Genomic DNA, 24,152 nt, shown 5'->3' with positions numbered 1-24,152 from the left:
GCCTTCACCGTGTCACGGGCATCCCGCTATCTACGTGCGGCGGTGGATGGACTTGTAGCTCAGGTACGCGTTCAGGCCTTCAATCCCGTACTCGGTGCCAAGGCCGGAATCGTGCCGGCCGCCAAAGGGGGCTGCATGGTTGGATGCGAAGAAGTTGATGCCCACGGAGCCCGTGTCCATCCGGTCGGCCGCGTTCAGAGCGGCCGCCGCGTCCTGCCCGAACACCAGACCGCCGAGCCCGAACTCGGTGTTGTTAGCCAGCGCGACGGCCTCGTCAACACTGCCATCGGCGTCGTCGTATTTTAGGATGCACAGGACCGGGCCGAAGATCTCCTCGCGGGAGATCCGCATCTCCGGGGTGACGTCGGCGAAGACTGTGGGCTCCACGAAATAGCCGCCCTCAAGGCCACCGCCTAACGACGCCGCACGCCCACCGGTGGTGGCCCGCGCGCCGTCGGCCAGGCCCGACTCCACGTACTCCAGCACGGTCCGGTACTGGGACTCCGTTGCGCAAGGGCCGAACACAGTGTCCGCCTCGAGCGGATCACCCTGCTTTCCGGCCGCAATCGTGGCCGTGACCATCTCCACCACTTCGTCGTATCGGCTCGCGGGCGCCAGGATCCGGGTCGAGATGTAGCAGGTCTGGCCGGTGTTGCGCATCGACGACCGGATCAGCACCTTGGACATCGCATCCAGATCCGCATCAGGGAGCACAATGGCGCTGGACTTCCCGCCCAGCTCCAGCGTGACCGGACGCAGCAGTTCCCCGCAGGCCGCGGCAATTTTCCGGCCCACCGGCGTCGATCCCGTGAACGCCACCTTTTCGACGCCCGGGTGCTTCACCAACTGATCCCCCAGCCGGCCGGAGCCGGTTACCAGGTTGACCACGCCCGCCGGAACCCCGGCCGCGGCGACGGCCTCGATAATCACCCGGATGGACAGCGGCGTGGGCGACGCCGGCTTGATCACCACGGTGCAGCCTGCCAGCAGAGCCGGCGCCAGTTTGATGACCACCAGGTTGATGGGGAAGTTCCACGGCGCGATCAGCGCGCAGACTCCCAGCGGGTCGCGCCGCACTACTGACTCGCCGCCGCCGCGCGGGAAGGGGCGGACATCCTCATGCTCAAGGTACTCGGCGAGGGTGGCGAAGTACCGGAAGATACCGGCCGCGTTGGCTGCCGCCCCGGCGGATTCGGACACCGGTGAGCCGTTTTCCCTCGAGTTCGTCAGGGCAAGCTCCTGAGCCCGATTCTCCACCTCCTCAGCGATCCGGAGAAGGTAGCTGGCGCGCTCAGACGGGGTAAGCCGGGGCCACTCGCCCTGAAAGGCCCGCTGGGCAGAGCCGACGGCGGCGTCCAGGTCTTCCGGCGTTCCGTCCGGCACCGAGCCCCACACTTCGCCCGTAGCGGGGTCTGTCACCGGGTTGCGGCCGGTGCCCCGCGAAGGCTGCCACGCGCCGTCGACAAAGATCGTATCCACATGCGTATGCGGCAGGGACAGCTCCGTCCGGGCTACCAGGGCAGGAGCATCATGCGTGGCGGAGGTCATCGGATCACCGCCGTCTTAAGAAGGGCGTTGGATCGGTTTAGGTCCGCGGCGGCCATATCGTGGGCGGCCTGGGTGATGAGTTCGGGCACGATCTCGGTGGCCAGCCTGTCGGTGTACGTGGCCGGGTCCATGGCGAACCACGAGGAGGCCAGGGCGATCCCGGCGCGGTCGAAGCGCCATAGCCTGTCGGCATCGCGCATCAGGGCGTCTTCCAGGGACCGGGCCACCGGCCGGGTGTCGTGGCCGTCGATGATCTCGCAGACGCGCTCAATGAATTCGGTGGAGTATCCCAGGGCGGGGAGCACCCGGCGGGCCACGTCGCAGCCCTGCTGCTCGTGTTCGTAGCGGATGGCGGCCTTCCGCCAGTCACCGGTGAAGCCCTCGGATATGATGCGGGATTCATCAACGTGGGCCCAGCCAGTGTCGTGCAGCACGGTGGCCACGCGTACCAGTTCAGCGTCGGCGCCGGGATAGGCCCGGCACAGCCGTTCGGCGTAGGCCAAGGAAATCGGCAAGTGGATGTCGTTTCCGCGTGTCCGCGTCTCATGGACCACGGCCTTCCACAGGGCGTCGAGTTCCTGAACGGCAGCCGGGGTATTGCAGATCGCGGTGGTGTCTACCGGACCAGCCGCGGGAACAGGCCGGACGCTGTACTCCGCGGCAAAGGCCTGGGCCGGCACGTCCACCGGTTCAGCGGCGGGGCTGGCTGCGACCGGAGTCTTGGGGGTGCTCATAATGCTCCTTCGGGTGGGCCGGCGTACTGTCTGAGTGCAGTTAGCTGTCCGTGGTGATGGTCTTGAGTTGCGTGGTGGGGTCCGCCGCGGCGTCGGCAGGGATGTTCTGGTCCTTTGCCAGTGCGTTCTTGACGGCCATGAAGTCCAGCGGGGCGTTGACGCAGTCCGCGGCGATGACCTGGCCCTGGCGGTAGTACAGGACGCTGAACTTCCCGCGGTCCTCGTCCCGACGGAGTACCGTCTGGTCGTAGCCGTTGCACAGCCCGGCGATCTGCAACTTGAGGTCCGCCTGATTGGACCAGAACCACGGGATCCCGGCGTATTCCTCGCGCCGCCCGGTCAGCGAGTAGGCGGCCACCTTCGCGTGTTCGATGGCGTTGTTGACGCTTTCCAGCCGGATCCGCTCCCCCGGCTCCGACCCTGGCACCGGGTTGGGCATGTTGGCGCAGTCGCCGATCGCCACCGTTGTGCCGTCCGAGGCCAGCGCGAAGCGGTCCACCACAATCCCGTTGTCCACCGTCAGCCCGAGCTGTTCGGCCAGCTGTGTGTTGGGAATGACGCCGATCCCCACGAGCACAATCTGCGCGGAGAGCTCTGTGCCGTCCTGGAGTTCGACGCCGGCGACCGCGCTACCGCCCTCGCTTGCTGTGAAGCGCTTGGCGCTGGTGTTGAGCCGAATGTCCAGGCCGCGGGAACGGTGCGCCTGCAGGAAGTACTCGGCCGTCTCATCTCCCACGGCGCGGCCAACGAGCCGCGGACCGAACTCCAGAACCGTGACGTTCTTGCCCATCTTCCGCAGGCTGGACGCGGCCTCCAGTCCGATGAACCCGCCGCCGATCACCACCACATCCGTGGCATCCCCCACCCGCGCCTTGAGTGCCAGCGCGTCGTCGGCGTTGCGGAGGTACAGCACGCCGTCGAGGTTCCCGCCCTCAATCTCCAGCTTGCGGGCCCGGGCGCCGACCGTGAGCGCCAGCCGCTTGAAAGGGAACTGTTTTCCGGCGGAAGAATGCGCGACCCCGGAGCCGTCGGGTTCCTTGTCGATCCGGACGATGTATTCGCCCTTGACCAGGGCCACGTTGTGTCCGGCCCAGTAATCGTTGGAGCGGAAGATCAGTGATTCGCTCTCTACCGTGCCCTGCAGGAACTCCTTGGACAGGGCCGGCCGCTGGTAGGGTCGGTGGTCCTCGTCTCCGAGCAGGGTGATGTGTTCGTCGAAGCCGAGTGCCCGCAGCGATACAGCAAGCTGGACCCCGGACTGACTGGCGCCGATGATCAGGAGCCCCGTGCGCGTTGGAGTGCTTTGCTCCGCGACGAGGGTGTCAGTTGCCTGCTCCACTGCTTCCGCGCCCACGGCTACACCTGGGTTTCCGGGGTGGTGACGAACAGCTCCACCGCGTCCGTGAGCCGGAGCTGGCACGACAGCCGCGAGTTGTCCTCACGGTCGACGGCCGTGCCGTAGAGCATTTCGTCTTCCATGTCCTCCATCGGCGGAAGCTGCGAAAGGCAGTCCTCGCGGACGAAGACATGGCAGGTAGCGCAGGACAATGAGCCGCCGCATTCGGCGACGATCCCGGGGACGCCGTTGCGGACGGCCGTTTCCATGACTGAATCGCCGGGGTTTCCCTGGACGTCGCGGACAGCGCCCTCGGCGTCGGTGAAATGAACCGTTGGCATGTGGTTCTCCTTAGGTTGAATCGGATGATGGCAGGCAAGGGAGCGCCTCAGATGAACTGGCGGCCGCCGTCCACCACCATGGTCTGGCCCGTGTAGTAGGAACTGTCCGGCCCAGCCAGGAAGAGGGCCGCGCCCACGATGTCCTCGGGCTGGCTGGCCCGCTTGATGGCCCCGCGGTCCACACCGTAGTTCTCGGCGTTCTCCATCAGGCCGTAGCTGGCTTCGGTCAGCGTGAAGCCGGGGGCGATCGCGTTGACCGTGATCCCCCGGCGGCCCAGTTCCTTGGCCATCACCCGGGTCAGGGCCACCACGCCGCCCTTGGACGCGACGTAGTGGAGCCACTGTTCCGAGCCGCTGAAGATGGTGGCGCTGGAGAGGTTGATGACGCGCCCGCCCTCGGGCAGGTACGGGCTCGCCGCGCGGGTCACGAGCCAGGGGCCCTTGAGGTTGACGTTCATCACCAGGTCCCATTCGGCCGGGTCGATGTCCTCGAACGGGCTGCGGGTCACCCCCGCGTACACCGCCGCGTTGTTGAGGACGACGTCGATGCTTCCGTTCCCGAAGTCCGCGCAGTCCCGTGCGAGGATCTCAGTGGCGTCCACGCTGGTGACGTCCGCCGGGAAGGCGGCGGCCTCGGCGCCGAGTTCGCGGACCAGTTTGGCCGTCTGCTCAGCGCCCTCGAGGTTGATGTCGGCGACCGCCACGCGGTACCCGCGACCGGCAAAGCCGAGCGCAAACGCCCGGCCCAGCCCGCCGGCGGCACCGGTGATCAGGACGGTCCTTGCAGCCGGCGCGTTCAGCTCAGACATGACTGTGGCTGTGGGCGTGGGCGCCGGGTCCGGTCGCCAGGAGCTCCGGTTGGTCGGCATCGAGGATCTGCACGGTGCCCTTGGTGCCGTCCACCCGCAGCCGCTGGCCGGTCTTGATGGTGGTGGAGGCGGAACCCGTTCCGGTCACCGCCGGAAGACCGTACTCCCGGCAGACGATGGCCGCGTGGCTCATCATGCCGCCGATGTCCGTGACCGTAGCCTTGATCTTGCCGAAGATCGGGCCCCAGGACGGCGCGGTGACGGTGGCCACCAGGATCTCGCCCTGCTGGACCTCGGAGAGCTGGTCCGCGTCGGTGATGACGCGGGCCAGGCCCTCCACCACGCCCGGCGAGGCAGCCATGCCGCGCAGGCCCCCGCCCTCCACTTCCTCGCCGGCGCCCAGCCACTGCTGGACCTGCTCGGTGGTGATGCCCCACAGCATCCGGGTAAAGGGTTCGGTGATGGATTCCGGCGGGGTGTTCAGCGCCGGGGCAGGCCGGGCGGTCTTGAGCGCGTCCACGATTCCGCGGCGGCGCTCGATCTCTGCCGGCCAGTAGTCGGGACCGATCGGCTTGGCACCGACGCCCCAGCCCGTGACCAGGTCGAACAGCGCGTCGCGGACCTCGTTGCGGCCCAGGTAGAGGAGGTCGTCCGGTTCAGTCCAGAAACCCTCGGCCTGCATCATGCGGGACAGCTCGCGGATCTTGCGCCAGAAGACGCCCATGGTCCAGTGCTCGATGTAGAAGTTGTGGTTCTCCACGTACGGGTAGGCGGTGGCGGCGAGGCCGCGCTTGGCGTCGAAGAGGGCCCGGTTTTCGCCTTCGAGCAGCTCGCGGTATTCCTCGATGATGCGGTCGCGTTCTGCGATGAGCGCCTCCACCGGCCGCATGATTTCCTGGCCCTCGTCCACGCGGCGGATGTAGTCCGCGACGTAGCCGAGCGGGATTTCCTGGTGTTCGTTCCAGTACTTGTCGTGGCCGTAGAAGCCGTTGCCCACGGTGAAGTTGAACCACGGGTCCTTGGCGGCATCGTACTGGGACGTCCAGCGGTCACCGCCGGGGGCCGCGGCGATGGCAGCCAGGGTGGCCTCGACGTCGTCGGTGTTGCTGAAGTGGGCCTGGATCCCAAGTTCCACGGCAAGCTTGGCGAGCTGCTTGAGCTCGTCATCCGGGCGGAAGAGCTCCATGTCCACGCCCTGCACCATGGTGGCGATGGACTGGTCCGGGATGTTGGGGAAGACCTGCTTGCAGAAGTTGAAGAAGTCCAGGTAGGCGATGTAGCCGAGGTTGAGGAACTCGAAGTGGTACTGCCAGTTCTGGTAGGCCAGCTGGATGAGCCGGTCGTAGCTCTCCAGGAGCTTCTCGGAGCCGTCCTTGCCCTTGCCGGAGAGGATGTCCTCCATGGGGACCAGGTCCGGGAGCTTGGGGAAGGAAATGGTTTCCATCTCGTCGATGGTGCCCTTGACCTTGACGTGCCACTGCTTGAGCAGCTGGTCCCAGTTCTGGAAGTAGTGGCCAACGCGCTGTTCGAACAGGGGCACGCGGGCGGCGATCTGGTCCGCCGGGACCGGGATGGGCGACATGTAGAGGTAGCCCAGGTGGACGCGGAACTCGATGCCGTTGGCGTTGGGGATCATCAGGTGCCGGGCGTTGTACTGGCCCAGGCACTTGACCGCGAACTCGCCGCCGATGGTCTCGAAGGGCTTGAACACGGTGGGCCAATGCTGGCTGTCGCAGAACCAGAACTTGGCGTCCTCCTGCTCCTTGAGCTTGTCCTGGAAGACCAGATAGTACGGGTAGATCTTTTCCCAGCCCTCGGCCCCGGCGGGGACCGCGAGCTCGGAGGGTTTGGGGAAGGACTTCAGGGACATGGCGGTCCTTTCAATACGGGCTCGGCGTTGAGCCTGGGTGACGTAGCGGACTAGCGGGTCGGAACGTTCTAGAAGGACGGCTTCAGCAGTGAGGACGTGATGCTGCCGAGGCTAAAGCCGGTGGCGGACGACGGCGCCGGGCCGGCCGGCGTCGTGATGGCCGGCGTCGTGGTGGCTGGCGTTGTCGGGGAAGCGGGTGCTGCCGCAGAAGTGGCGGGGCTGAGTCCGCTGAAGTAGCCGCCGGCGGCTGCCGAGGATGGGACAACAGGCTTCGAGGAGTGCACGGTTTCCGGGCGGGACTGCAGCAGGAGCAGGTTCTCCCCGTCCGGCAAGTCCGCATCGAGGGCCCACTCGATGTCCTGCGGGCACTTGTAGTGCTTCTCCGCGCGCTTGGCCATCTGCGCGACGGCGGTGAGCTCGGCGCCGGTGAGGCTGCGGCGGCCGCGGCGTTCGGCGTCGACCTCCCGCTCCACCAGGCGGCCGGCAACAGCGTCCGGGACGAGTTCGGCGTGCTTGTCGCCGAGGTGTTCGGAGACGACCGCCAGCGTGACCTTGTCCAGCATGATGTTGTCCGGCGTGACCTGGCCGGAGACCACCATCTCCCCCACCCCGTAGGAGGAGTCGATAGTGATCTTGGAACGGTCGCCGTTGGTGGGGTCCATGGTGATGGCGACGCCGGAGACCCGTGCGTTGACCATCTTCTGCACCACGACCGCCATCGAGAGGCCCTCGTTGGGGATGTTGTTCTTGAGCCGGTAGATGATGGCGCGGGATGTGAAGAGCGAGGCCCAGCACTGGCGGATGTGCTCGGTGACGGCCTTGACGCCGTCGAGCCAGAGGTAAGTGTCCTGCTGGCCGGCGAAGGAGGCGTCCGGCAGGTCCTCGGCGGTGGCGCTGGAGCGAACGGCCACCGGGACCGGCGACTCAAAGCGGGACATCAGGGACTCGTAGGCGGCGACGGTGAGCTCGCGCAGGGCCTGAGGCACCGCGCGGGAGCGGATGTCCGCCCGGATCGCGGCGGACACCCTGTCCACCTGGCCCATGTCTTCGGGGTCCAGTCCTGCAAGGAGCTGGTGGATGTCCCGGGTGATCCCGGCTTCCTCCATGAAGGCATCGAACTGCGCGGTGGTGACCACGAAGCCGGGCGGGACGGGCATGCCGGCGGAGGTCATGGTGACCAGGGAGGCGCCCTTGCCGCCGAGGTTTTCGAGCTTCGGTTCGATGCCGCCGTCGAAGAACTGGACGTATTCGTTGCTCTGCATATTTCTCAGGCCTTCCAGGTGACGGGGACGGTCTCGGGGACGCGGAAGGAGAGGTTCTCCCGGAAGGAGATGGTTTCCGGATGCTCCAGCTGCAGCTCCGGGACGAGCCGGACCACTTCCTCGAGGGCGATCTTGGCCTGGAGCTTGGCGAGCATGTTGCCCAGGCAGTAGTGGATGCCAAACCCGAACGAAAGGTGCTCGCGGGCGTTGGGGCGGGTGATGTCGAAGTCCTCGCCGGCGTCGAACTTGGTGTCATCCCGGTTGGCTGAGCCCATGAGGAGCAGCAACTGTGCGCCTTCTTCGATGGCGACGCCGCCAACTTCAGCGTCCTTGAGGGCCTTGCGGCGCCAGCCGACGATCGAGCCGGCGTAGCGCAGGACTTCGTCGATGGCGGCGGGAATTTTTTTCGGGTCCTCCACCAGCTGCTTCCACTGCTCGGGGCGGGCCAGGAGTTCGCGGAGGGCGTTGGAGATCAGCGTGGTGGTGGTCTCGTGGCCGGCGAAGAGCAGGCTATAGAGGACGGAAGCGACCTCGTGGTCGGAGATTTCGGCGCCGTCCTGCTGCGCTTTGACCAGGTCCGCGGTGAGGTTGTCGCCGCCTTCCTCGTGAGCCACCCTGACCAGCCGGAGGCATTCCTGCCAGTACTCCACCAGGTTGTGGGCGTGCGGGATCTGTTCGTCGTCAGTGAGGTCGCCCCACGTCATGGCGGCGCGGGAATCGCTCCAGCGCTTGAAGGTGTCGACCTGGGCTACGTCTGCGCCGATCAGGGTGAGGATGGTGATGGTGGGGACGTCGTAAGCAAGGTCCTTGACCATGTCGCCGCGGCCTTCCGGCCGGGCCAGCATTTCTTCAAGCAGTCCGACGACGTTTTGCCGGATGAACGGTTCCAGAGCCTTGTAGCGGCGGGGGGTGAAGGCCTTCTGCACCACGGCGCGGATGCGGGTGTGCTCCGGCGGGCGGCGGGCGGAGAGGCCCGAGTAGGCGGTGAAGCCGCCGTCGTCCATGATCTTCTTGGCCGCGGCACCGCGTTCGCGGACAGGCGCCTGGGCGTTTTCGCTGGAGAAAGTCTCCCAGTCTTCAAAGACGGCCTTGATGTCGTCATAGCGGGAGACGACATAGAGGCCGATCCGCTCGTCGAACATCACGGGCTGCTCGGCCCGGAGTTCGGCGTAGGCGGCGAAGGGATCCTTCATCTGGAACGGCTCGTAGCCGTGGTGCCCCGTAGGGGCTTCGGCGCCGTGTCCGAAGGGACAGCGGCCGGCCGTTTCAGTCGACGATGACATCTGGGCTCCTTGGTTTTCCGGTCCCGCTGACAGCAGCAGTGCATGCCGGGGGTTCTTCCACCAGTGTGGCCCCCGTCACCTCGGGATGGCAGGAATGGCTTCCACTGAGCGGAAGCCACTTTGCCGCGGGCCTGCAGCTGCAGGATTCGGACTAGTCCGATCCCGCGGCGTGGCTACCCAGCAGCGTTTCCAACGGGATCCGCGCGGTGGCGCGTTCGATCTGCGCCGAGATGCCCCTCAGGACGGGAAGGTGGCGGCTCATCGTGGCGGCCTGGCTCGTGGGAAGCACCAGGCCGATCGCGGCGCCGATTCTGCCGGTGTGGAAGACCGGGACGGCGATGGAGCACGAGCCCAGCCGGACTTCCTCGAGCGTAGTGGCGTAGCCCTGCTCCCGGATCTGGGTCAGTTCGGCGGCCAGTTTTCTCGGGTCAACGTGGGTGTGCGCGGTGTGCCGCTCGAGCTGCCGGTTCAGGTAGGCGTCGCGGACCCAATCCTCCTCGAAGGCCAGGAGGACCTTCCCGACGGCGGTCGCGTGCATGGGCAGGCGTCCGCCGACGCGGGAAGCTCGGGGCAGGCGCTTGGAGCCGTAGACGCGGTCGATGTACAGCACCTCGTGGCCGGACCGGACGGCCAGGTGCGCGGTTTCGCCCGTGAGGGAGAAAAGATCCTGGATGTATGGGCGCGCCGCGTCGCGGAGCTGCCGCCCGGTGTTCTGGGCAAGCTCCCAGAGGCGGATGCCCAGCTGATAGCGGCCGTTGGGCTCGCGGGAAAGTAATCCCCAGTCCGTGAGCTCGTTGACAAGCCGGTGGGCGGTGCTCAGGGGCAGCCCGGATTTTTCCGCGATTTCCGTCAGGCTGAGGGCACCCCGGGACTTTTCGAAGGCTTCCAGGATGGAGAGCACCTTCGAGGTCACAGTCCTACCGGGCTCACTGCTGCCGCCAGCCATCAAGGCTCCTCTGCGATATTCGCCCATCGTCGATGGTCGCCGGGACGTCCGATCAGAGTCTAGCCCTCGAGCAGGAGCACACGAGTCCGCCAAAGAGCTGCAGCCGGCCGGTAAGTAGAATCCGGGGAAGTATCTTCCATGGAATCCAAATGCTAATCTTGATCCATGGACACCAGAACTGGCCAGACTGACTTCTATCCCCTCTTCAGCGCACTGACCCGGCTGGAAACCGAGCTGTGGGATGCGGTCGACGCCCGCCTGCGCCAGGAATGCGGACTTCCCCTCGGCAGGTTCGAGGCGATGGTCGTTGTCTCCTCCCTTGGCACGTGCAGGGTGTTCGACATCGCGTCGGCGCTGGCCATAACCGTGGGCGGCGCCAGCAAGCTGGTTGACCGTGTTGAGGCGGCCGGGTACTGCTCGCGGAAGATGAACCCGGGCGACCGGCGCTCCTCCCTCCTTGACCTCACGGAAGAAGGGAAGGCGGTGGTTGCTCGGGGCCGCGCTGTGATCGAGTCCGAGCTCGCGCGCTGGTTCACCCCGGCCCTGAGTCCGCAGGAGACCACCACCCTGTTCGACCTCCTGGCCCGGCTTCGCAGCGCCCAGCGGCCCTCCGTGGACTCGACGGCGGCCGGTCAGTGAGCGGCGGCACCATGCGGGCCGTGGTGCTGGACGGCCCAGGGCCGGCCGAGGCGCTGGTCATTCGCGACCGACCCATCCCCGTGCCGCTGCCGGGCCAGGTGCTCATCCGGGTCCGGGCGTTCGGGCTCAACCGCTCGGAACTGCACACCCGCCTGGGCCTGGCCGAGGGCGTCACGTTCCCGCGCGTGCCCGGAATCGAAGCTGTCGGCGAGGTGGCCAACTCCCCCGGCGGCGAGTTCCGCACCGGGCAGAAGGTCGCCACCCTAATGGGGGGCATGGGCCGCGTGTTCGACGGCGGCTACGCCGAGTACACGTGCGTGCCGGCCCRGCAGGTCATTGCCTTCAAATCAGAGCTGCCCTGGTCCGTCATCGGCGCCGTCCCGGAGATGCTTCAGACCGCCCACGGCTCCCTCACCATTGGCCTGGACATCCAGGCCGGCCAGAGCCTGCTCATCCGCGGCGGAACCTCCTCCGTCGGCATGGCCGCCGCAATACTTGCCAAGCGCCGCGGGCTCACCGTCCTGGCCTCAACGCGTGACGAAGTCAAGCGGGAAGCGCTCGCCTCGATCGGCGTCGATCATGTCCTGATCGACGACGGCGACCTCGCCACTGCCGTGCGCCGCATTGTTCCGGGCGGCGTGGACGCCGCCCTCGAACTCGTCGGCACCCCCACGCTGCCCGACACGTTGCGCGCCACCCGGGTCCACGGCGTCGTCTGCTTCACCGGGATGCTCTCAAACCAGTGGACGGTCCCGGACTTCTATCCGATTGACTACATTCCGCGGGGCGTCCGGCTCACCTCCTACACAGGCGGCGCCCCCGACCTCCCCGGCGGCGTGCTCCAGGAATTCCTGCAGGCCGTCAGTGACGGCACCGTGATGGTACCCATCGGCAAGGTCTACACCCTCGATGACATCGTCCAGGCCCACACGGACATGGAGAAAAACCGCGTCAGCGGCAAACTCGTCGTCACCACGTAAGACCCACAGCCGGCAGCGAATGCTACGTCCCCCCAACCCTGTTGCGACGCCCCGCTGATTCGCAACAGTCGCTGGGGGAATACGCGACGCGCAATAATACTTGAAGCTTCAAGAGAAACTTATTGTGCCCAACACCCCCGAGCAGGAGCATTCATGCGCATCTCCGAGAAGTCCACCGATCTTGACGGCCGCCACCCGGGCACTTCGGCAGTGGCGACGACGGCCGGGTCGTCCGACCCTGCGGCTCCCCTGGTGGTGCTGTTGCACGGCCGGGGCTCAAGCGAGCGCGAGATCATTGCCCTCGCCGACCACCTGCCGCCCGGCCCGGCCTACGCCGCCGTCCGGGCGCCGATCGCAGAGGGCGGCGGCTATGCATGGTTTGCCAACCGTGGCATCGGCCGTCCGGTCGCCGAGTCGCTGACGGCATCCATGGCGTGGTTCCGAACCTGGCTCGATGCTGTCGCCCCCGCAGGCCGGCCGGTCGTGCTCGTCGGCTTCAGCGGGGGTGCAGCATTCGCTGGCGGGCTGGTCCTTGCAGATCCGCAACGATTCTCCGGTGCGGCTATTCTGTACGGCACCTTGCCGTTCGACGCCGGTGTCCCGGTCACGCCGGCCCGGCTGGCAGGCCTTCCGGTTTTCGTCGCTCAGGGCGATCAGGACAAAGTCATCCCGACGGAACTGCTGGACCGCACCTGGAATTATTTGCTGACGGATTCCGCCGCCCCCGCCTACGCCCGCCGCGACCCCGGAGGGCACCAGATCAGCGGCCAGACGCTCCGTGAACTCGCGGGCTGGATCCACGAGCGACTGTCGTTCCTGGCTCGTTCCGGAGCGAATGAAGGCACCACCGGCGGACGCTGGTCGGCCCTGCCGGACGGCACTCTTCCCCGCAGGGCCGGTCAGCGTCCCACCGTGTCATGGACAATCCCGCAGGAACAGCGCAGTGACAATGCGCCAGTGGACCTTCAGGAAAAGTTGTTCGCCAGGATCAGTTCGCTCGCCGGAGTCTCGACTTCGCAGTCCGTTATCTCCGTTCCAGGCGCGCGGGGCCTGATGATAAAGCCGGAACCTGACGCTCCCGAGGATGCGTTCCTGGTCCCCTCAGCCGGGGAGTTTGCCCACCAGCACCCGCCCCACGACGGCTCCCTCCACCTGGCCCTGCCACCCCAACTGGCCGCGGACGCAATCGCCAAGGGCTGGGCAGTGGCCCACCCGCTGGCCGGCATCCGGCCGGCTCGAGGCATGGTCATGGTCTACGGGCCCCGCGACGAGAATGAGCTGCACGTGGTCGCTGCAATGGTAGAGACCAGTCACGCCTGCGCCACAGGCCCCGACGCCCACAGGTTGTAACGTTCCGGCAGGCCGGCCCCGATCATGCACCCCGGCGTGGCTTGCGAACCCGCGCATGGCGTTTCGCATTGTGCCGCGCCCGAGTGCGCGTGGCAACGTGGCCCAGCTTCGCCTGGAGCAGGAGAAGGCGGGGAACGGCGAAGTAGACGGCAATGGGAACGACCACAAGAGTGAGCGTAAAAGCGCGCAGGATCGGTGGCCACTCCGGCGCCAAAGCGGCCAAAATACTCATCCCGATTGCGGCCAGCGGAAAGATCGCCACCCAGGTGATAGCAGCCCTCACATGGACCGATGCCACACCGACGGTTCGGTGATGATGCGCATCCGTTTCATCGGCCGCTAGCGCCTTACCCTCGTGTTCCACTCAATCTCCAAACGTCTGGTTGGAATTGATGCTACTGCGCGCTGTTTCGCGAAAGCAAACAAACGGTTGGAGTTATGATGGGGGCCATGGCCTGGGACACTGATGCGACGCAGAAGAAGATCCTCGATGCCGCAATTACCGAGTTCTCCGATCGGGGCTTCTCCGGTGCGCGTATCCATCAGATTTCGCGGATCTCCGGGTGCAACCGCGAACGGATTTACTTCTACTTTGGCGGCAAGGCCGGACTCTTTGAAGCGGCCCTCACCCGCGAACTCGTCACCGCCCTGGACGACCTTCCGGTCGCCGGCATGGGTCCTGGTGCGATCGGAGAGTTCGCGGGACGGTACTTTGATTTTTCCAGGAGCCGCCCCAGCCTCGCACGCCTTACCTTTTGGGAGGGGCTTGAGCAGGGACATCCAGTAGGAGCCGAGGCCCGCACCCTCCGCTCGGCGAACAAAGTCACCGAGATCCGGAATGCCCTACCGGCCTTGAGCGAGGCCGCGGCCGAAGACCTGCTCCTGACCATCGTCACCCTATGCCACGCTTGGGTCTCGAGCCCGAATGTCCCCTTAGTGATCACCGGACCGCCGGACGAAGAGCGCAGGCGCGCATCCATCGTTCGCACCGGCGAACTGCTCGCTCAAGATGCCGTGGATACGGCCCAGCGGCCGTCATAGGCGCCAGCCCGGCCTGCGTAGCCGCCGCTCCCCGGCGCCCAACCCCGGGCCCGACCCCGGGGAACTCACCCGCCACACCCGCCCGCCGCGAGTTCCGTTCTGAGAAATAGTTGACGCTTCAACTTTCCTGACGTACATTTAGTTGTAGCTTCAAGCATCACTCCCCCAAGAGAACAGAATCTGATGAAAACCCTCCTGGCCCGCATATTCGGAAAGAAGACACCCATGACGAACCTCACCATCATCGGCAACGGCAACATGGCCCGCGGCATCGCCACCCGAGCACTCGCCGGCGGCCTGACCGTGGAAATCCTCGGACAGGACATCACCAAAGCGCAGGAACTGGCCGCCAAACTCGGCGCCGGCGTCACCTTCGGGACCACCGCCGAGGCCCCGCAGGGCGCCATCGTGGTCCTCGCTGTCCCGTTCGACGCCGCCAAGAACGTCGTCAGCGCCTACGGCGAGGCCCTGACCGGCAAGACCATCGTCGACATCACCAACCCGGTGAACTTCGAGACCTTCGACTCCCTGGTCGTCGAGCCCGGCACCTCCGCCGCCGAAGAAATTGCGCAGCTTGCCCCCGCAGGCGCCAACGTGGTCAAGGCGTTCAACACCACCTTCGCCGGCACCCTCGTCGCCGGAGAGTCAGGCGGACAGCCCCTGGACGTCTTCATCGCCGGCGACAAGGCGGACGCCACCGCCGCCGTGAGCAGCTTCGTCAGCGCCGGCGGCATGCGCCCCCTGGTGGTCGGTCCGCTCAAGCGCTCCCGGGAACTCGAAGGCTTCCAGTTCGTCCTCATGACCATGCAGGCCAACCCCGAGTTCGCCGACTTCAACTGGGACACCGGACTTCAGGTCACCAAGTAACACGGACTGCGATAGGCGTCAAGAAATAGACGCAAGAGCACGACGGCGGGCCGGATCCGCCGTCGTGCTCTTGTTTGCCTCGGCGGCAGGCCTCCGGTTCAACGCTTCTTGCCTCCGACACCCGGCACGGACGCGACCTGCTTCATCCACGCCGCGATCTGGCGTTCGTCGACGTCGTCCATGGATTTGAGCTCCACACCCCGAGTCGACTTGCCCATCCCCACCGGTGTCACCGGAGGTACAGGCTCGAGCGCGGCGCCATTCACAAACATGAGCTTCACATGGCCAGCAAAACCGCCGCAGCTGAAGCACCACCCGTCGCCGACTCCGTAGTAGGACATGCCCCACTTCACTGAGCGCCGGAGGCTGGGCAGCGTCTTTGCCGCCAAAGCATCGACCGTTTCGGCGATGCCCCGCTGCGGCTGTGGCAGGCTGGCGATATATGCGAAGACTGGCTTGTCGCCGACCGCCGCTTTTGCCGGGCTTGCCCTGCCGGTCATGGATTCCGGCAGAGTTGGGGCGACGTCAACACGCGCACCGGTGCGCGTTGCCGGCTTTTGGGCTTCCCTCTTACCGATCTCCCCGCTGGTCATGGAGGGTATTATTCCTCACCCATCGCGAGACGGAACCACAACCGTTTTCTCGCGAGCCGTATCAGGCTCTTCGGCGAGGTCTCTAACTGTCCGCAGTTATCGATTCCAGGACGGCCTGGAATGCTGGACTTACTCGTATCCCCAGGCCACCATCGTCGGACACCTCGGTAAGTTGCTCGTAGCTCGTCCCGTTCCACCAAAAGACGTGTGGACTCACCGGTGCAGGTGAATCGCTGTATCCCATGGCGGCGAATCGGGCCATTCCGTTAACCGCTGGAATGACGGTGGCGTCTTCGATGATGTGCCAAACGACTTGGTGTCGGTTCGGGACGCTCATGAGCCAGCCGAATTCTTCTCGGACGCGCTTGCCGATGAGTTGTGAGGCCAAGTCGGGAAGAAGTAGAGCCCGGCTCCCGGTATAGACAGATTCACCTAACAGAGCCGTGAACGAGCCCCCTCCCGGTGCAGGGAGGGTTTCGAGTTTTTCGACTGCCAGCCCGCGAAGGTTCGCAATACCCTGGGTTCTGAGGGCTTCGAACCCGCCGAACTTGTTTGCGTTGTTGTGACTGAAAACGGTAACCGTGTCCGGGAGGTCGAGCGCGATCATCTCGACGATGCCCGGCGCGAACTCCCTGTGCGGGTAGCCGTCGATCCCTGGCATGCTCGCCTCATCATAAAGGCGTGCGAAAGTCTGCTTCGCTACATCAGCAGGGGCAAGGATGTCGAACGGATCGGGTGCGTCGAAGCTCGCCAGAACGCGTTGAAGATGTTCGCGTATCAGGTCCCGCCACAAGGATTGCGGCTGGTCACCACGAGCGGCGGCCACGTTCCAAAATCCGAATTCACGCCCGGAGTCATCGACAGCGTGGCCGGGCTGAACATGGACTTCGAGTCCCATCTCGGCGAAAACTTCGCGCGTGATCGTTCGGAAATGGTTAGCGCCTGAAATCGTGAAGAACGTGAGGTGCGAATCAGGCGGTTCCGGTTCGGGAGACTTCTTCCTGAAGATGCCCACAATGACCCGCTTTCGTTGTGGCGGTCGATCGATTCAAGTCGACAATGCCCGGCCTGGGAGTTTCTGCTGCCGTCAGTGGGTCCACAGGCTGAGCGCCCGGTGAACCCGATTCCGATTCTGTCGCAGTCCGATGGGAACCCAGGTTGCGACCCGCCCGGTAGAGACCTCCAGCCGGAACAGGCGGCATTGCTTTAGGGGCGGGTCCGGCACACCCAAGTCATGTCCAGGGTTCCGGCCGGGAATCCAGACGTGCCCACGTATCGAGACCGAGATTCGCGTGCATCGCACTGCCCCTAAGCCGATCGGTCTGCACAGCATGTGTATGGTGCTGATATGGCTTCTCCGCAGACGCTAAGTGAGCCCGAGCGCCGCGTCGTCGCGACTTGGGCCGCAGATTGCGCTGAGCGGGTGGTGGCCTTATTTGAGGCCGAGGCTCCTGCAGATGATCGCCCCCGCGACGCCATCGCCCGGGCGCGGGCCTTCGCCCGCGGTGAACTCAGTGCCGCCGACGAGATCCGCCGGCGGTTTGTTGCCGGCCGTGCCGCACGCGAGGTGACCAGCCCTGCTGCGGTGGCTGCCGCCCGGTCTGCCACGCAAGCCGCCGCCGTCGCCCACATGGGCGCGCACGCCCTGGGGGCAGCCGCGTATGCCGCGAAAGCGGCCGGACTGGCCGCGCCCGGTCGGCCTCAGACGATCGACGAAGAGATCCACTGGCAACTCGAGCACATGAGCGCCGAAGCCCGGTCCGCGCTCCGGCGCCTGCCACCGCTGGGCGCGAATCCCGCCGGTCCGCTGGGGCCAGGACTTCTCGCATCCGGAATCCTCGCCTCGATCATCCGCACGATCCAGGCCGACTTGGCCCGCCCCGACCGGCCTGCCTCCTCCAGTTGAATCTGCCGCCCGCAAGCCGGTCCCCCCACCGCGACACCATCCGCCCGCACTGGTGCTGCCAGAAAATCCGATACAGCTACTGGATTCCTGGAAGCCAGCAGCTTGGCCCACGTGTCCGGGTGAGGAGACCGTCGGGACCAGCCGCCGGAGACGGTGGTCGAGGATGCCATCACCTGCTAGGATCCCCAGAATCCCCACGACCGCATGCAAGTCGCAATCACTCTGGAGGTTCGCGATGCCGGACACCACCTGCCACATGTCGATCTCGCTGGATGGCTTCGTCGCCGGGCCGGACCAGAGCCGCGAGAACCCCCTGGGCAAGCGGGGGCTGGAGCTGCACGGCTGGCACATCGGCGACCCGCGGGCCAACGATGCCGACAAGGTCGCGAACGAGTGGCTCATGCGCCCACGGGGTGCGTATGTGATGGGTCGAAACATGTTCGGCCCGGTCCGAGGGGACTGGGATGAGGACTGGGCCGGGTGGTGGGGAGCCGAACCGCCCTACCACGCGCCGGTGTTCGTGCTGACCCACCACGGACACGACCCGATCCAGATGGACGGCGGAACGACCTTCCACTTCGTCACCGAGGGCTTCGACGCGGCCTACTCCGCAGCGCGCCAGGCCGCCGGGGACAACGGCGTGGACATCGCCGGCGGGGCCTCGACCGTCCGGCAGGCACTGATCGCCGGCGTGATCGACGAGCTCACCCTCGACATCGCACCGGTCCTGCTCGGTTCGGGCGAACGCATCTTCGACGGGGTTGAATCCTTCGGCTTCGAACCCGCCGAGGTGCTCCACTCACCGCTGGCCACCCACATCCGCTATCGCCGCGTCGGCTGACTCCGAACAGGGATCCGGCCCGCTCCGGCCCAGGTACGACCCGGTCCGAAGCCCAGGGTGTGCACATTGTGCATACCCTCCTTTTGCCCACTTCGGCGCACCCAAACAAGGGGCCACATATGCCTGGGACCAATCCCAATGGCCAGTACGTTCGTCCAGCGACGGTAATCCGTCCTCCCCGATCGGTGTGACGGGTTTCCCCCGGTGCGAGAATGTCTGCATGCTCACCTTCCTGGAGACTGAACGACTTCTGCTCCGGCAGTTCACCCCCGACGATGCGGAGCTACTCGTGGAACTGGACAGCGATCCGCGCGTGATGCGGTACATCACTGGCGGTATCCCCACCCCCCGGGGCGAGATAGAAGGCGACTTCCTCCCGGCATTCCTCGACTACTACCAGCGCTTTCCCGGCTACGGGTTCTGGGCCGCGATCGAGAAGGCGACCGGGGAATTCCTCGGCTGGTTCCACTTCCGGCCGGGCCCCGACGATCCACAAGATCAGCCGGAGCTGGGCTACCGGTTGCGCCACGCAGCCTGGGGAAAGGGGCACGCGACGGAGGGATCGCGGGCGCTGATCGCCAAGGGGTTCACCGAGTTCGGGGTGCAACGGGTTGTAGCCTCGACCATGGCAGTCAACACGGCCTCCCGAAGGGTGATGGAGAAATCCGGGATGCGCCTCGTGCGGGCCTTCGTCGCGGACTGGCCGGTGTCCGTTCCGGGCGACGAGCACGGCGACGTCGAGTACGCGATCACCCGAGATGAATGGGAGACTGACGATTCCCGCCTTCGTCCCCAGTGACCCGCCCGTATCGGCGCGCGGCCGAGGCTGCCCTTCAGCAGCTTCAGTGCCCCCCCCCCCCCCCCGCGCGGAAACCAGTTCGAAAGCTTCGATGCTTCAGTCGCGGTCCTCGCCAGCCAGGCATGCGCACAACTGCGTGAGTTCATCCAATCCCGGCTGCGGCACGGCGTAAGCGGCCGCAGCGGTGACGATGCCGCTCTCCGGGCTGGACTCGCCTCATCGATGCTGGTCGGGATCGTCACCAGCAGGCGGATCATCGGCGTGCCTGTGCTGGTCGACGCGGACACGGAGAAACTGGTGGCGACCGTAGCTCCGGCGATCCAGCAGATCCTGGTCGGCGCACCCTCCCAGACTGACCGGATCGTGGAAGGCACCGGCGCGTGACTGCCATTGAAAGTCATGTCACATAGGACTCGTGGGCTGCATGAACTCATGTCAGCTGAAATAGGCAGGTAGGGGCCCAGCCACCAGCAACGGCATCAGGTGTACAGGGGCTTGGACAATGTCCACGCTATCTTTGGCCGGACAAAGGTCCGCCAGCCCCTCCCGGCCACACGCCAATTCGAAGTCATGGTGGCCTGACTGCGCTGACCCTACACGGCCGGGGAGTACGCGGACCTCCGCGCCCTCCCGGAAAACCTGACAGCGACCGATCAACGTTGAAGCCCGGATTAGACTCACGCACACGGGCAAGCCCCCCGTTCCTCTGCGGCTTCCCACCGGCTGTCACCATCACCGATCAGGACCCCTATGCGGAGATTGCATGCTTCCTGAAGATCCATCGCGGGAACGTGGCCCGAATATTCAAATGAACGCGCGCACCTAACGGTTCACTTGACAATATTTCTGAGTCGACTCAAAATTGAGTAGGCTCATGTTTAACCAAACCGTACGTCATAGAGGAGCAGCACGCCATGAGGGCATTCGTCGTCACCAAGTACAAGGAGCCGCTTCGCGCAGCAGACGTCCCTGAGCCGACCGTCGGCGACCGCGATGTGCTGGTCCAGGTCCAGGCAGCTGGCCTCAACCAATTGGACGAAAAGATCCGCCTGGGTGAGTTCAAGCAGATCCTCCCGTACAAGCTGCAGCTGATCCTTGGCAACGATGCCGCCGGCACAGTCATCCGTGTCGGGGCAGAGGTGCGCGGCTTCAAACCCGGTGACGAGGTCTACGCCCGCCCCGACAAAGACCGCATCGGCACGTTCGCCGAACGCATCGCCATCACCGAGGCCGATCTGGCACTGAAACCCGCATCGATCAGCATGGAGGAGGCTGGCTCACTACCGCTGGTTGCACTTACGGCGTGGCAGGCCCTCGTTGAGCAAGGCAACGTACGTCCGGGGCAGAAAGTCCTCATTCACGCCGGGGCCGGCGGGGTCGGGTCGATCGCGATCCAACTCGCCAAGCACCTCGGCGCCACCGTCGCGACCACCGCCAGTGCCTCCAACGCCGACTTCGTGCGCGATCTCGGCGCGGACACTGTGATCGACTACCGTACGCAGGACTTCGAACAGCTCCTCACCGGGTACGATCTGGTGCTCGACAGCCTCGGCGGGGAGAACCTCGTCAAGTCACTGCGCATCCTCAAGCCCGGCGGGAAGGCGATCGGAATCGCCGGCCCGCCGGACCCGGCGTTCGCACGCAAGGCCGGCCTGAACCCTGTGCTGCGCCTGGCCATCGCGGGGCTCAGCAGCCGGATCCGGCGGCAGGCGAAGAAGCTCGGCGTCAGCTACGAGTTCCTCTTCATGCATGCCAGCGGCGACCAGTTGCGCCAGATCACCGCCCTGGTTGACGACGGCGTGCTGCGCCCGGTCGTTGGACGGGTCTTCGACTTCGCCCAGACCCCACAGGCGCTCGAGTCGCTGGCCAAGGGTGGCCTCCGCGGCAAAGCCGTCGTCACACTTCCCTCCTGAGCCGCCGGCAGCCATTCACCTCACAGACCACCCAGGAGGACTACCAGCATGAGCAGCTTTGACACCCCGAACGGCTCTGTCGTCACCTCGTACGCGAAGGCCGCCACACGCTCCATCACTTCAGGTGGCATCACCTACGCCTACCGCGAGCTGGGGCCCAAGACCGGCATCCCCGTCGTATTCTTCGTGCACCTTGCCGCGACCCTGGACAACTGGGACCCGCGCATCATCGAGCCCATCGCGAAGAACCGCCACGTCATCACCTTCGACCAGCGCGGTGTCGGCGCCTCCACCGGGCAGGTTCCCGACAGCGTCGAGGCGATGGCCGACGACGCCCACACCTTCATCAAGGCCCTCGGGTTCGACCAGGTCGACGTCTTCTCCTTCTCAATGGGCGGCATGATCGCCCAGGACCTGGTCCTCAAGCATCCCGACCTCGTCCGCAAGCTCGTGCTGGCTGGTACCGGGCCGCGGGGCGGCAAGGACATCGACAAGGTCGTCGGCACCACCTACTGGGACGTCCTCCGCGCGACCCTGACACGCTCGGACCCGAAGGAGTTCCTGTTCTTTAACCGCAACGCGACCGGCAAGCCGGCCGCGAAGGCGTTCATCAAGCGCTTGCAGGAGCGCACTGTCGACCGCGACAAGCCGATCAGCACCAAAGCCTTCCAGACTCAGCTGAAGGCAATCCGGAAGTTCGGCCGCTCCGCGCCGTCGGACCTGTCAAGGCTCACCCACCCCACCCTCATCGCCAACGGCGACAACGACCGCATGGTGCCGTCGGTCCTGTCCGGGGACCTGCACCGGCGCATCAAGGGATCCGAGCTGATCATCTACCCCGATTCGGGCCACGGCGGAATCTTCCAGTTCCACGACAGGTTCTCCCCCGTCGCCGTGGAATTCCTCGCCCACTGACCAGCACGTACCTGACAAGATCCCGCTAACAGAGCAGAGAGTCACTGTGGCTGTGCCCGTCCGTGAATACGGGCGGGCACAGCCATTGGCGTGGCGCCCCGTCGCGCTGGCCAGCTCGAACAGGACACCCACAAACGCGTCAGCAGAGTGATCAAAAGTATCGCCACCCGTGACGCGGCCCCTGGCTAGTGACTCCCCCGGAGTGTCAGGCCAACCCCGGATCCTCCGCTATTCAGACACTCCCTGCGGCGGGAGTGGTGCCACCGCGCTCACTTTTGGTGAACGCGGTGGCACCGGTTGTTCCCTTATGCGTTCGTCGCCGCCAACTGCGGGTAGACCGCTTCGAGGGGTGCGCTGAGTCCGGCCTTGAGCTGGACAGACGTGTCGTCGGCGAGGACCTCGTACTGCCCTGCCTCGGTGGCGTCGAACACGGTGCGCACCAGCACGGCCGGGTCGAGCTTCGGGTCGGTGGCGTGCGCGGCCATCGCGGTGTCGACGTATGCGACGTGGACGCCGACGACGTGCACGCCGGCGGGGGCGAGTTCGAGGCGGAGGGAGTTAGTCGCGGACCAGAGGGCGGCTTTGGTGGCGCTGTAGATGCCGGCGACGGCGTACCAGCTCAGGGCCGAGTGGATGTCGATGATCATCGCTCCGTCCTTCACCGACAAGACCGGAGCGAACGCGCGGGCGACGAAGAGAGGCCCGAGAAAGTTCGTCTCGACGTTCCTGCGGATCTCCTCGTCCGTGTGGGTGAGGATCCCGGCACTGGAGACCGACGCGCCGGCGTTGTTGATCAGCACGGTCACATCCGGTGCCGCCTCGACCGCCGCCTGGATGGAGGCGGAGTCGGTGACGTCCAAGGCGAGCGGAACGATGCGCTCGTCGTTCCAAGTGCGGGGGGTGCGGGCGGAGGCATAAACCTTTGCAGCTCCCCGCGCGAGTGCTTCGTGCACGAACTGCGTGCCGATTCCGCCGTTGGCTCCGGTGACGAGGACGACTGCTCCGTTGAGTGAGGGCATGACTGTTTCTTCTTTCTGATCGGTACGGGGTATGTAAGGTCGGCGGCGGACGGCCCGCGGCAGACGATTAGGCGTGTGCCAGGGCCGGATAGTCGGTGTACCCGGCCGCGCCGCCGCCATACAGGGTTGCCGGGTCCACCTCATTCAGTGGCGCACCAGTGCGCAGGCGCTCAACAATGTCGGGGTTCGACAGGGCGAAGCGGCCCAGCGGCGCGATGTCCGCGAGCCCGGCGTCGATGTCGTCGGCAATCTGCTCACGGTCGCGCCCATAGCGGACGACGAGGATGGCCGCAGGCCACGCGTCGCGGAAGGACCGCAGCAGTTCGTCGTCACCGAGGTGGTGTACGTGCAGGTACGCAAGGTCCAGTGCGGCGAGTTCGCCGACCAGGTGGCGGTACTGGGTCCGGACGTCGGCGGGATCCCCTTCGTTGATTCCGCCCAGCGGGAACGCCGGTGAGATGCGGATGCCGGTCCGGTCTGCCCCGATCTCCTCGGCCACCGCGCGGGCGACCGCGACGACGAACCGGGACCGGTTCTCCACGGATCCGCCGTATTCGTCCGTGCGGTGGTTCGAGTTTGGCGAGAGGAACTGGTGGAGCAGGTACCCGTTCGCGCTGTGGATCTCCACGCCGTCCGCTCCCGCTGCGATAGCGGAGGCTGCGGCGTGGCGGAACCCGGCGATGGTGGCCTGGATGTCTTCGGCAGTCAGCTCACGCGGCACCGGCGTCTTCTGCGGGCCCGTTGGAGTGAACATGTCCTGCTCGGCCGAGATCGCCGACGGGCCCACGGGCTGACGGTGGTGCGGGGTGTTATCCGGGTGCGACATCCGGCCGACGTGCATCAGTTGGATGAACAGGGCTCCGCCGCCTGCATGCACCGTGTCGGCGATCTTTCGCCATCCCTCGATGTGTTCAGGAGTGTAGATGCCGGGGGTGTTCAGATAGCCCTGGCCATCCTCGGACGGCTGCGTGCCCTCGGTGATGATCAGCCCGAGCGAGGCGCGTTGGCCGTAGTACTCCGCGGCCAGTTCCCCGGGGGTGCCATCAGGGTTTGCGCGGCTCCGGGTCAGCGGGGCCAGCGCGAGCCGGTGCGGCAGCTCCACATTGCCGAGGGTGAAGGGTTGCCAGAGGGAGGAAGTCATGTGTGCGGTCCTTTGCGTC

At 66.0% G+C, this 24,152-nt stretch carries 25 protein-coding genes; 11 read left to right on the top strand and 14 right to left on the bottom strand.

The genetic code is table 11. The features are described 5' to 3' along the window. Nucleotides 1–30: 30 nt before the first annotated feature. From AC1D1A_RS18405 to AC1D1A_RS18365, 9 genes are all read right to left on the bottom strand, one after another. On the bottom strand, nucleotides 31–1,548 hold the full coding sequence (locus AC1D1A_RS18405; RefSeq protein ID WP_476948397.1) for an aldehyde dehydrogenase family protein: 1,518 nt from the start codon (nucleotides 1,546–1,548) through the stop codon (nucleotides 31–33). After that, nucleotides 1,545–2,282, bottom strand: coding sequence for an HD domain-containing protein (locus tag AC1D1A_RS18400; protein ID WP_476948396.1), 738 nt, complete (start codon nucleotides 2,280–2,282; stop codon nucleotides 1,545–1,547). The genes AC1D1A_RS18405 and AC1D1A_RS18400 overlap by 4 nt, the downstream gene beginning before the upstream one ends. A 40-nt stretch (nucleotides 2,283–2,322) precedes the next feature. After that, nucleotides 2,323–3,636 (bottom strand): NAD(P)/FAD-dependent oxidoreductase, encoded by a 1,314-nt coding sequence (locus AC1D1A_RS18395; RefSeq protein WP_476948395.1) that lies wholly within the window; start codon nucleotides 3,634–3,636, stop codon nucleotides 2,323–2,325. A 2-nt stretch (nucleotides 3,637–3,638) separates the two neighbouring features. Further along, a complete protein-coding gene (locus AC1D1A_RS18390; protein ID WP_476948394.1) occupies nucleotides 3,639–3,959 on the bottom strand; it encodes a 2Fe-2S iron-sulfur cluster-binding protein in 321 nt (106 codons plus the stop codon). A gap of 47 nt (nucleotides 3,960–4,006) precedes the next feature. Further along, nucleotides 4,007–4,768 (bottom strand): SDR family NAD(P)-dependent oxidoreductase, encoded by a 762-nt coding sequence (locus AC1D1A_RS18385; RefSeq protein ID WP_476948393.1) that lies wholly within the window; start codon nucleotides 4,766–4,768, stop codon nucleotides 4,007–4,009. Further along, nucleotides 4,761–6,638 (bottom strand): PEP-utilizing enzyme, encoded by a 1,878-nt coding sequence (locus AC1D1A_RS18380; protein WP_476948392.1) that lies wholly within the window; start codon nucleotides 6,636–6,638, stop codon nucleotides 4,761–4,763. Before AC1D1A_RS18380 ends, AC1D1A_RS18385 begins: the two co-directional genes overlap by 8 nt. Nucleotides 6,639–6,706: 68 nt before the next feature. Then, nucleotides 6,707–7,900 (bottom strand): PEP/pyruvate-binding domain-containing protein, encoded by a 1,194-nt coding sequence (locus AC1D1A_RS18375; protein ID WP_476857382.1) that lies wholly within the window; start codon nucleotides 7,898–7,900, stop codon nucleotides 6,707–6,709. A gap of 5 nt (nucleotides 7,901–7,905) precedes the next feature. Next, nucleotides 7,906–9,183, bottom strand: coding sequence for a cytochrome P450 (locus AC1D1A_RS18370; RefSeq protein ID WP_476874264.1), 1,278 nt, complete (start codon nucleotides 9,181–9,183; stop codon nucleotides 7,906–7,908). A 151-nt stretch (nucleotides 9,184–9,334) separates the two neighbouring features. Then, nucleotides 9,335–10,129 carry an IclR family transcriptional regulator gene (locus AC1D1A_RS18365; RefSeq protein WP_476888105.1) on the bottom strand — a complete coding sequence of 265 codons (795 nt, stop codon included), beginning with the start codon at nucleotides 10,127–10,129 and terminating at the stop codon, nucleotides 9,335–9,337. 165 nt (nucleotides 10,130–10,294) lie between these two features. Between AC1D1A_RS18365 and AC1D1A_RS18360 the strand changes: the two genes are divergently transcribed. The 3 genes from AC1D1A_RS18360 (at nucleotide 10,295) to AC1D1A_RS18350 (ending at nucleotide 13,098) form a co-directional block, all read left to right on the top strand. Then, nucleotides 10,295–10,768, top strand: a complete 474-nt coding sequence (locus AC1D1A_RS18360) for a MarR family winged helix-turn-helix transcriptional regulator (protein WP_476948391.1) — start codon at nucleotides 10,295–10,297, stop codon at nucleotides 10,766–10,768. Beyond that, complete coding sequence (locus AC1D1A_RS18355) at nucleotides 10,765–11,748, top strand: zinc-binding alcohol dehydrogenase family protein (RefSeq protein WP_476948390.1); 984 nt, start codon at nucleotides 10,765–10,767, stop codon at nucleotides 11,746–11,748. Before AC1D1A_RS18360 ends, AC1D1A_RS18355 begins: the two co-directional genes overlap by 4 nt. Nucleotides 11,749–11,901: 153 nt before the next feature. After that, entirely contained in the window at nucleotides 11,902–13,098 is a 1,197-nt protein-coding gene (locus AC1D1A_RS18350; RefSeq protein ID WP_476948389.1) for a luciferase domain-containing protein, read from the top strand. Between the two features lie 22 nt (nucleotides 13,099–13,120). Here the strand turns inward: AC1D1A_RS18350 and AC1D1A_RS18345 are convergent, their stop codons facing one another. After that, nucleotides 13,121–13,462 carry a hypothetical protein gene (locus AC1D1A_RS18345; protein WP_476857387.1) on the bottom strand — a complete coding sequence of 114 codons (342 nt, stop codon included), beginning with the start codon at nucleotides 13,460–13,462 and terminating at the stop codon, nucleotides 13,121–13,123. Between the two features lie 86 nt (nucleotides 13,463–13,548). Between AC1D1A_RS18345 and AC1D1A_RS18340 the strand changes: the two genes are divergently transcribed. Both AC1D1A_RS18340 and AC1D1A_RS18335 read left to right on the top strand, forming a co-directional pair. Further along, the gene (locus tag AC1D1A_RS18340; protein WP_476948388.1) at nucleotides 13,549–14,139 is read left to right on the top strand and encodes a TetR/AcrR family transcriptional regulator; all 591 of its coding nucleotides are present in this window, start codon (nucleotides 13,549–13,551) and stop codon (nucleotides 14,137–14,139) included. 225 nt (nucleotides 14,140–14,364) lie between these two features. Further along, complete coding sequence (locus tag AC1D1A_RS18335; RefSeq protein ID WP_476888099.1) at nucleotides 14,365–15,006, top strand: NADPH-dependent F420 reductase; 642 nt, start codon at nucleotides 14,365–14,367, stop codon at nucleotides 15,004–15,006. 98 nt (nucleotides 15,007–15,104) lie between these two features. On the opposite strand, the gene AC1D1A_RS18330 is transcribed toward AC1D1A_RS18335, so the two are convergent. Continuing rightward, nucleotides 15,105–15,599 carry a DUF1801 domain-containing protein gene (locus tag AC1D1A_RS18330; protein ID WP_476948387.1) on the bottom strand — a complete coding sequence of 165 codons (495 nt, stop codon included), beginning with the start codon at nucleotides 15,597–15,599 and terminating at the stop codon, nucleotides 15,105–15,107. A gap of 82 nt (nucleotides 15,600–15,681) precedes the next feature. Next, a complete protein-coding gene (locus AC1D1A_RS18325) occupies nucleotides 15,682–16,614 on the bottom strand; it encodes a hypothetical protein (RefSeq protein ID WP_476948386.1) in 933 nt (310 codons plus the stop codon). Between the two features lie 333 nt (nucleotides 16,615–16,947). On the opposite strand from AC1D1A_RS18325, the gene AC1D1A_RS18320 reads away from it, so the two are divergent. The 6 genes from AC1D1A_RS18320 (at nucleotide 16,948) to AC1D1A_RS18295 (ending at nucleotide 21,973) form a co-directional block, all read left to right on the top strand. Continuing rightward, nucleotides 16,948–17,505, top strand: coding sequence for a putative immunity protein (locus AC1D1A_RS18320; RefSeq protein ID WP_476948385.1), 558 nt, complete (start codon nucleotides 16,948–16,950; stop codon nucleotides 17,503–17,505). A 235-nt stretch (nucleotides 17,506–17,740) separates the two neighbouring features. Further along, complete coding sequence (locus tag AC1D1A_RS18315) at nucleotides 17,741–18,346, top strand: dihydrofolate reductase family protein (protein ID WP_476948384.1); 606 nt, start codon at nucleotides 17,741–17,743, stop codon at nucleotides 18,344–18,346. Nucleotides 18,347–18,566: 220 nt separating this feature from the next. After that, a complete protein-coding gene (locus AC1D1A_RS18310) occupies nucleotides 18,567–19,145 on the top strand; it encodes a GNAT family N-acetyltransferase (protein ID WP_476948383.1) in 579 nt (192 codons plus the stop codon). Nucleotides 19,146–19,154: 9 nt separating this feature from the next. Continuing rightward, on the top strand, nucleotides 19,155–19,529 hold the full coding sequence (locus tag AC1D1A_RS18305; protein ID WP_476948417.1) for a TetR/AcrR family transcriptional regulator: 375 nt from the start codon (nucleotides 19,155–19,157) through the stop codon (nucleotides 19,527–19,529). Nucleotides 19,530–20,059: 530 nt separating this feature from the next. Further along, nucleotides 20,060–21,058 (top strand): NADP-dependent oxidoreductase, encoded by a 999-nt coding sequence (locus AC1D1A_RS18300; RefSeq protein ID WP_476948382.1) that lies wholly within the window; start codon nucleotides 20,060–20,062, stop codon nucleotides 21,056–21,058. 48 nt (nucleotides 21,059–21,106) lie between these two features. Then, nucleotides 21,107–21,973 (top strand): alpha/beta fold hydrolase, encoded by an 867-nt coding sequence (locus AC1D1A_RS18295; RefSeq protein ID WP_476948381.1) that lies wholly within the window; start codon nucleotides 21,107–21,109, stop codon nucleotides 21,971–21,973. 305 nt (nucleotides 21,974–22,278) lie between these two features. On the opposite strand, the gene AC1D1A_RS18290 is transcribed toward AC1D1A_RS18295, so the two are convergent. Together AC1D1A_RS18290 and AC1D1A_RS18285 are read right to left on the bottom strand one after the other, a co-directional pair. Beyond that, nucleotides 22,279–22,992, bottom strand: a complete 714-nt coding sequence (locus AC1D1A_RS18290; protein ID WP_476857397.1) for an SDR family oxidoreductase — start codon at nucleotides 22,990–22,992, stop codon at nucleotides 22,279–22,281. A 67-nt stretch (nucleotides 22,993–23,059) separates the two neighbouring features. Continuing rightward, entirely contained in the window at nucleotides 23,060–24,133 is a 1,074-nt protein-coding gene (locus AC1D1A_RS18285; protein WP_476948380.1) for an alkene reductase, read from the bottom strand. Between the last annotated feature and the right edge of the window lie 19 nt (nucleotides 24,134–24,152).

Source organism: Arthrobacter sp. P1_B9, from assembly GCF_056406495.1.
This window is presented reverse-complemented; position numbering and strand designations above follow the sequence as displayed.

Excerpts from the sequence above, each read along its gene's own strand:
- AC1D1A_RS18360 (WP_476948391.1), top strand. The coding sequence starts at position 10,295 with ATGGACACCAGAACTGGCCAGACTGACTTCTATCCCCTCTTCAGCGCA.
- AC1D1A_RS18320 (WP_476948385.1), top strand. The coding sequence starts at position 16,948 with ATGGCTTCTCCGCAGACGCTAAGTGAGCCCGAGCGCCGCGTCGTCGCG.
- AC1D1A_RS18330 (WP_476948387.1), bottom strand. The coding sequence starts at position 15,599 with ATGACCAGCGGGGAGATCGGTAAGAGGGAAGCCCAAAAGCCGGCAACG.
- AC1D1A_RS18350 (WP_476948389.1), top strand. The coding sequence starts at position 11,902 with ATGCGCATCTCCGAGAAGTCCACCGATCTTGACGGCCGCCACCCGGGC.
- AC1D1A_RS18380 (WP_476948392.1), bottom strand. The coding sequence starts at position 6,638 with ATGTCCCTGAAGTCCTTCCCCAAACCCTCCGAGCTCGCGGTCCCCGCC.
- AC1D1A_RS18290 (WP_476857397.1), bottom strand. The coding sequence starts at position 22,992 with ATGCCCTCACTCAACGGAGCAGTCGTCCTCGTCACCGGAGCCAACGGC.
- AC1D1A_RS18335 (WP_476888099.1), top strand. The coding sequence starts at position 14,365 with ATGACGAACCTCACCATCATCGGCAACGGCAACATGGCCCGCGGCATC.
- AC1D1A_RS18365 (WP_476888105.1), bottom strand. The coding sequence starts at position 10,129 with ATGGCTGGCGGCAGCAGTGAGCCCGGTAGGACTGTGACCTCGAAGGTG.
- AC1D1A_RS18295 (WP_476948381.1), top strand. The coding sequence starts at position 21,107 with ATGAGCAGCTTTGACACCCCGAACGGCTCTGTCGTCACCTCGTACGCG.
- AC1D1A_RS18340 (WP_476948388.1), top strand. The coding sequence starts at position 13,549 with ATGGCCTGGGACACTGATGCGACGCAGAAGAAGATCCTCGATGCCGCA.
- AC1D1A_RS18400 (WP_476948396.1), bottom strand. The coding sequence starts at position 2,282 with ATGAGCACCCCCAAGACTCCGGTCGCAGCCAGCCCCGCCGCTGAACCG.
- AC1D1A_RS18285 (WP_476948380.1), bottom strand. The coding sequence starts at position 24,133 with ATGACTTCCTCCCTCTGGCAACCCTTCACCCTCGGCAATGTGGAGCTG.
- AC1D1A_RS18310 (WP_476948383.1), top strand. The coding sequence starts at position 18,567 with ATGCTCACCTTCCTGGAGACTGAACGACTTCTGCTCCGGCAGTTCACC.
- AC1D1A_RS18375 (WP_476857382.1), bottom strand. The coding sequence starts at position 7,900 with ATGCAGAGCAACGAATACGTCCAGTTCTTCGACGGCGGCATCGAACCG.
- AC1D1A_RS18385 (WP_476948393.1), bottom strand. The coding sequence starts at position 4,768 with ATGTCTGAGCTGAACGCGCCGGCTGCAAGGACCGTCCTGATCACCGGT.
- AC1D1A_RS18405 (WP_476948397.1), bottom strand. The coding sequence starts at position 1,548 with ATGACCTCCGCCACGCATGATGCTCCTGCCCTGGTAGCCCGGACGGAG.
- AC1D1A_RS18370 (WP_476874264.1), bottom strand. The coding sequence starts at position 9,183 with ATGTCATCGTCGACTGAAACGGCCGGCCGCTGTCCCTTCGGACACGGC.
- AC1D1A_RS18390 (WP_476948394.1), bottom strand. The coding sequence starts at position 3,959 with ATGCCAACGGTTCATTTCACCGACGCCGAGGGCGCTGTCCGCGACGTC.
- AC1D1A_RS18300 (WP_476948382.1), top strand. The coding sequence starts at position 20,060 with ATGAGGGCATTCGTCGTCACCAAGTACAAGGAGCCGCTTCGCGCAGCA.
- AC1D1A_RS18315 (WP_476948384.1), top strand. The coding sequence starts at position 17,741 with ATGCCGGACACCACCTGCCACATGTCGATCTCGCTGGATGGCTTCGTC.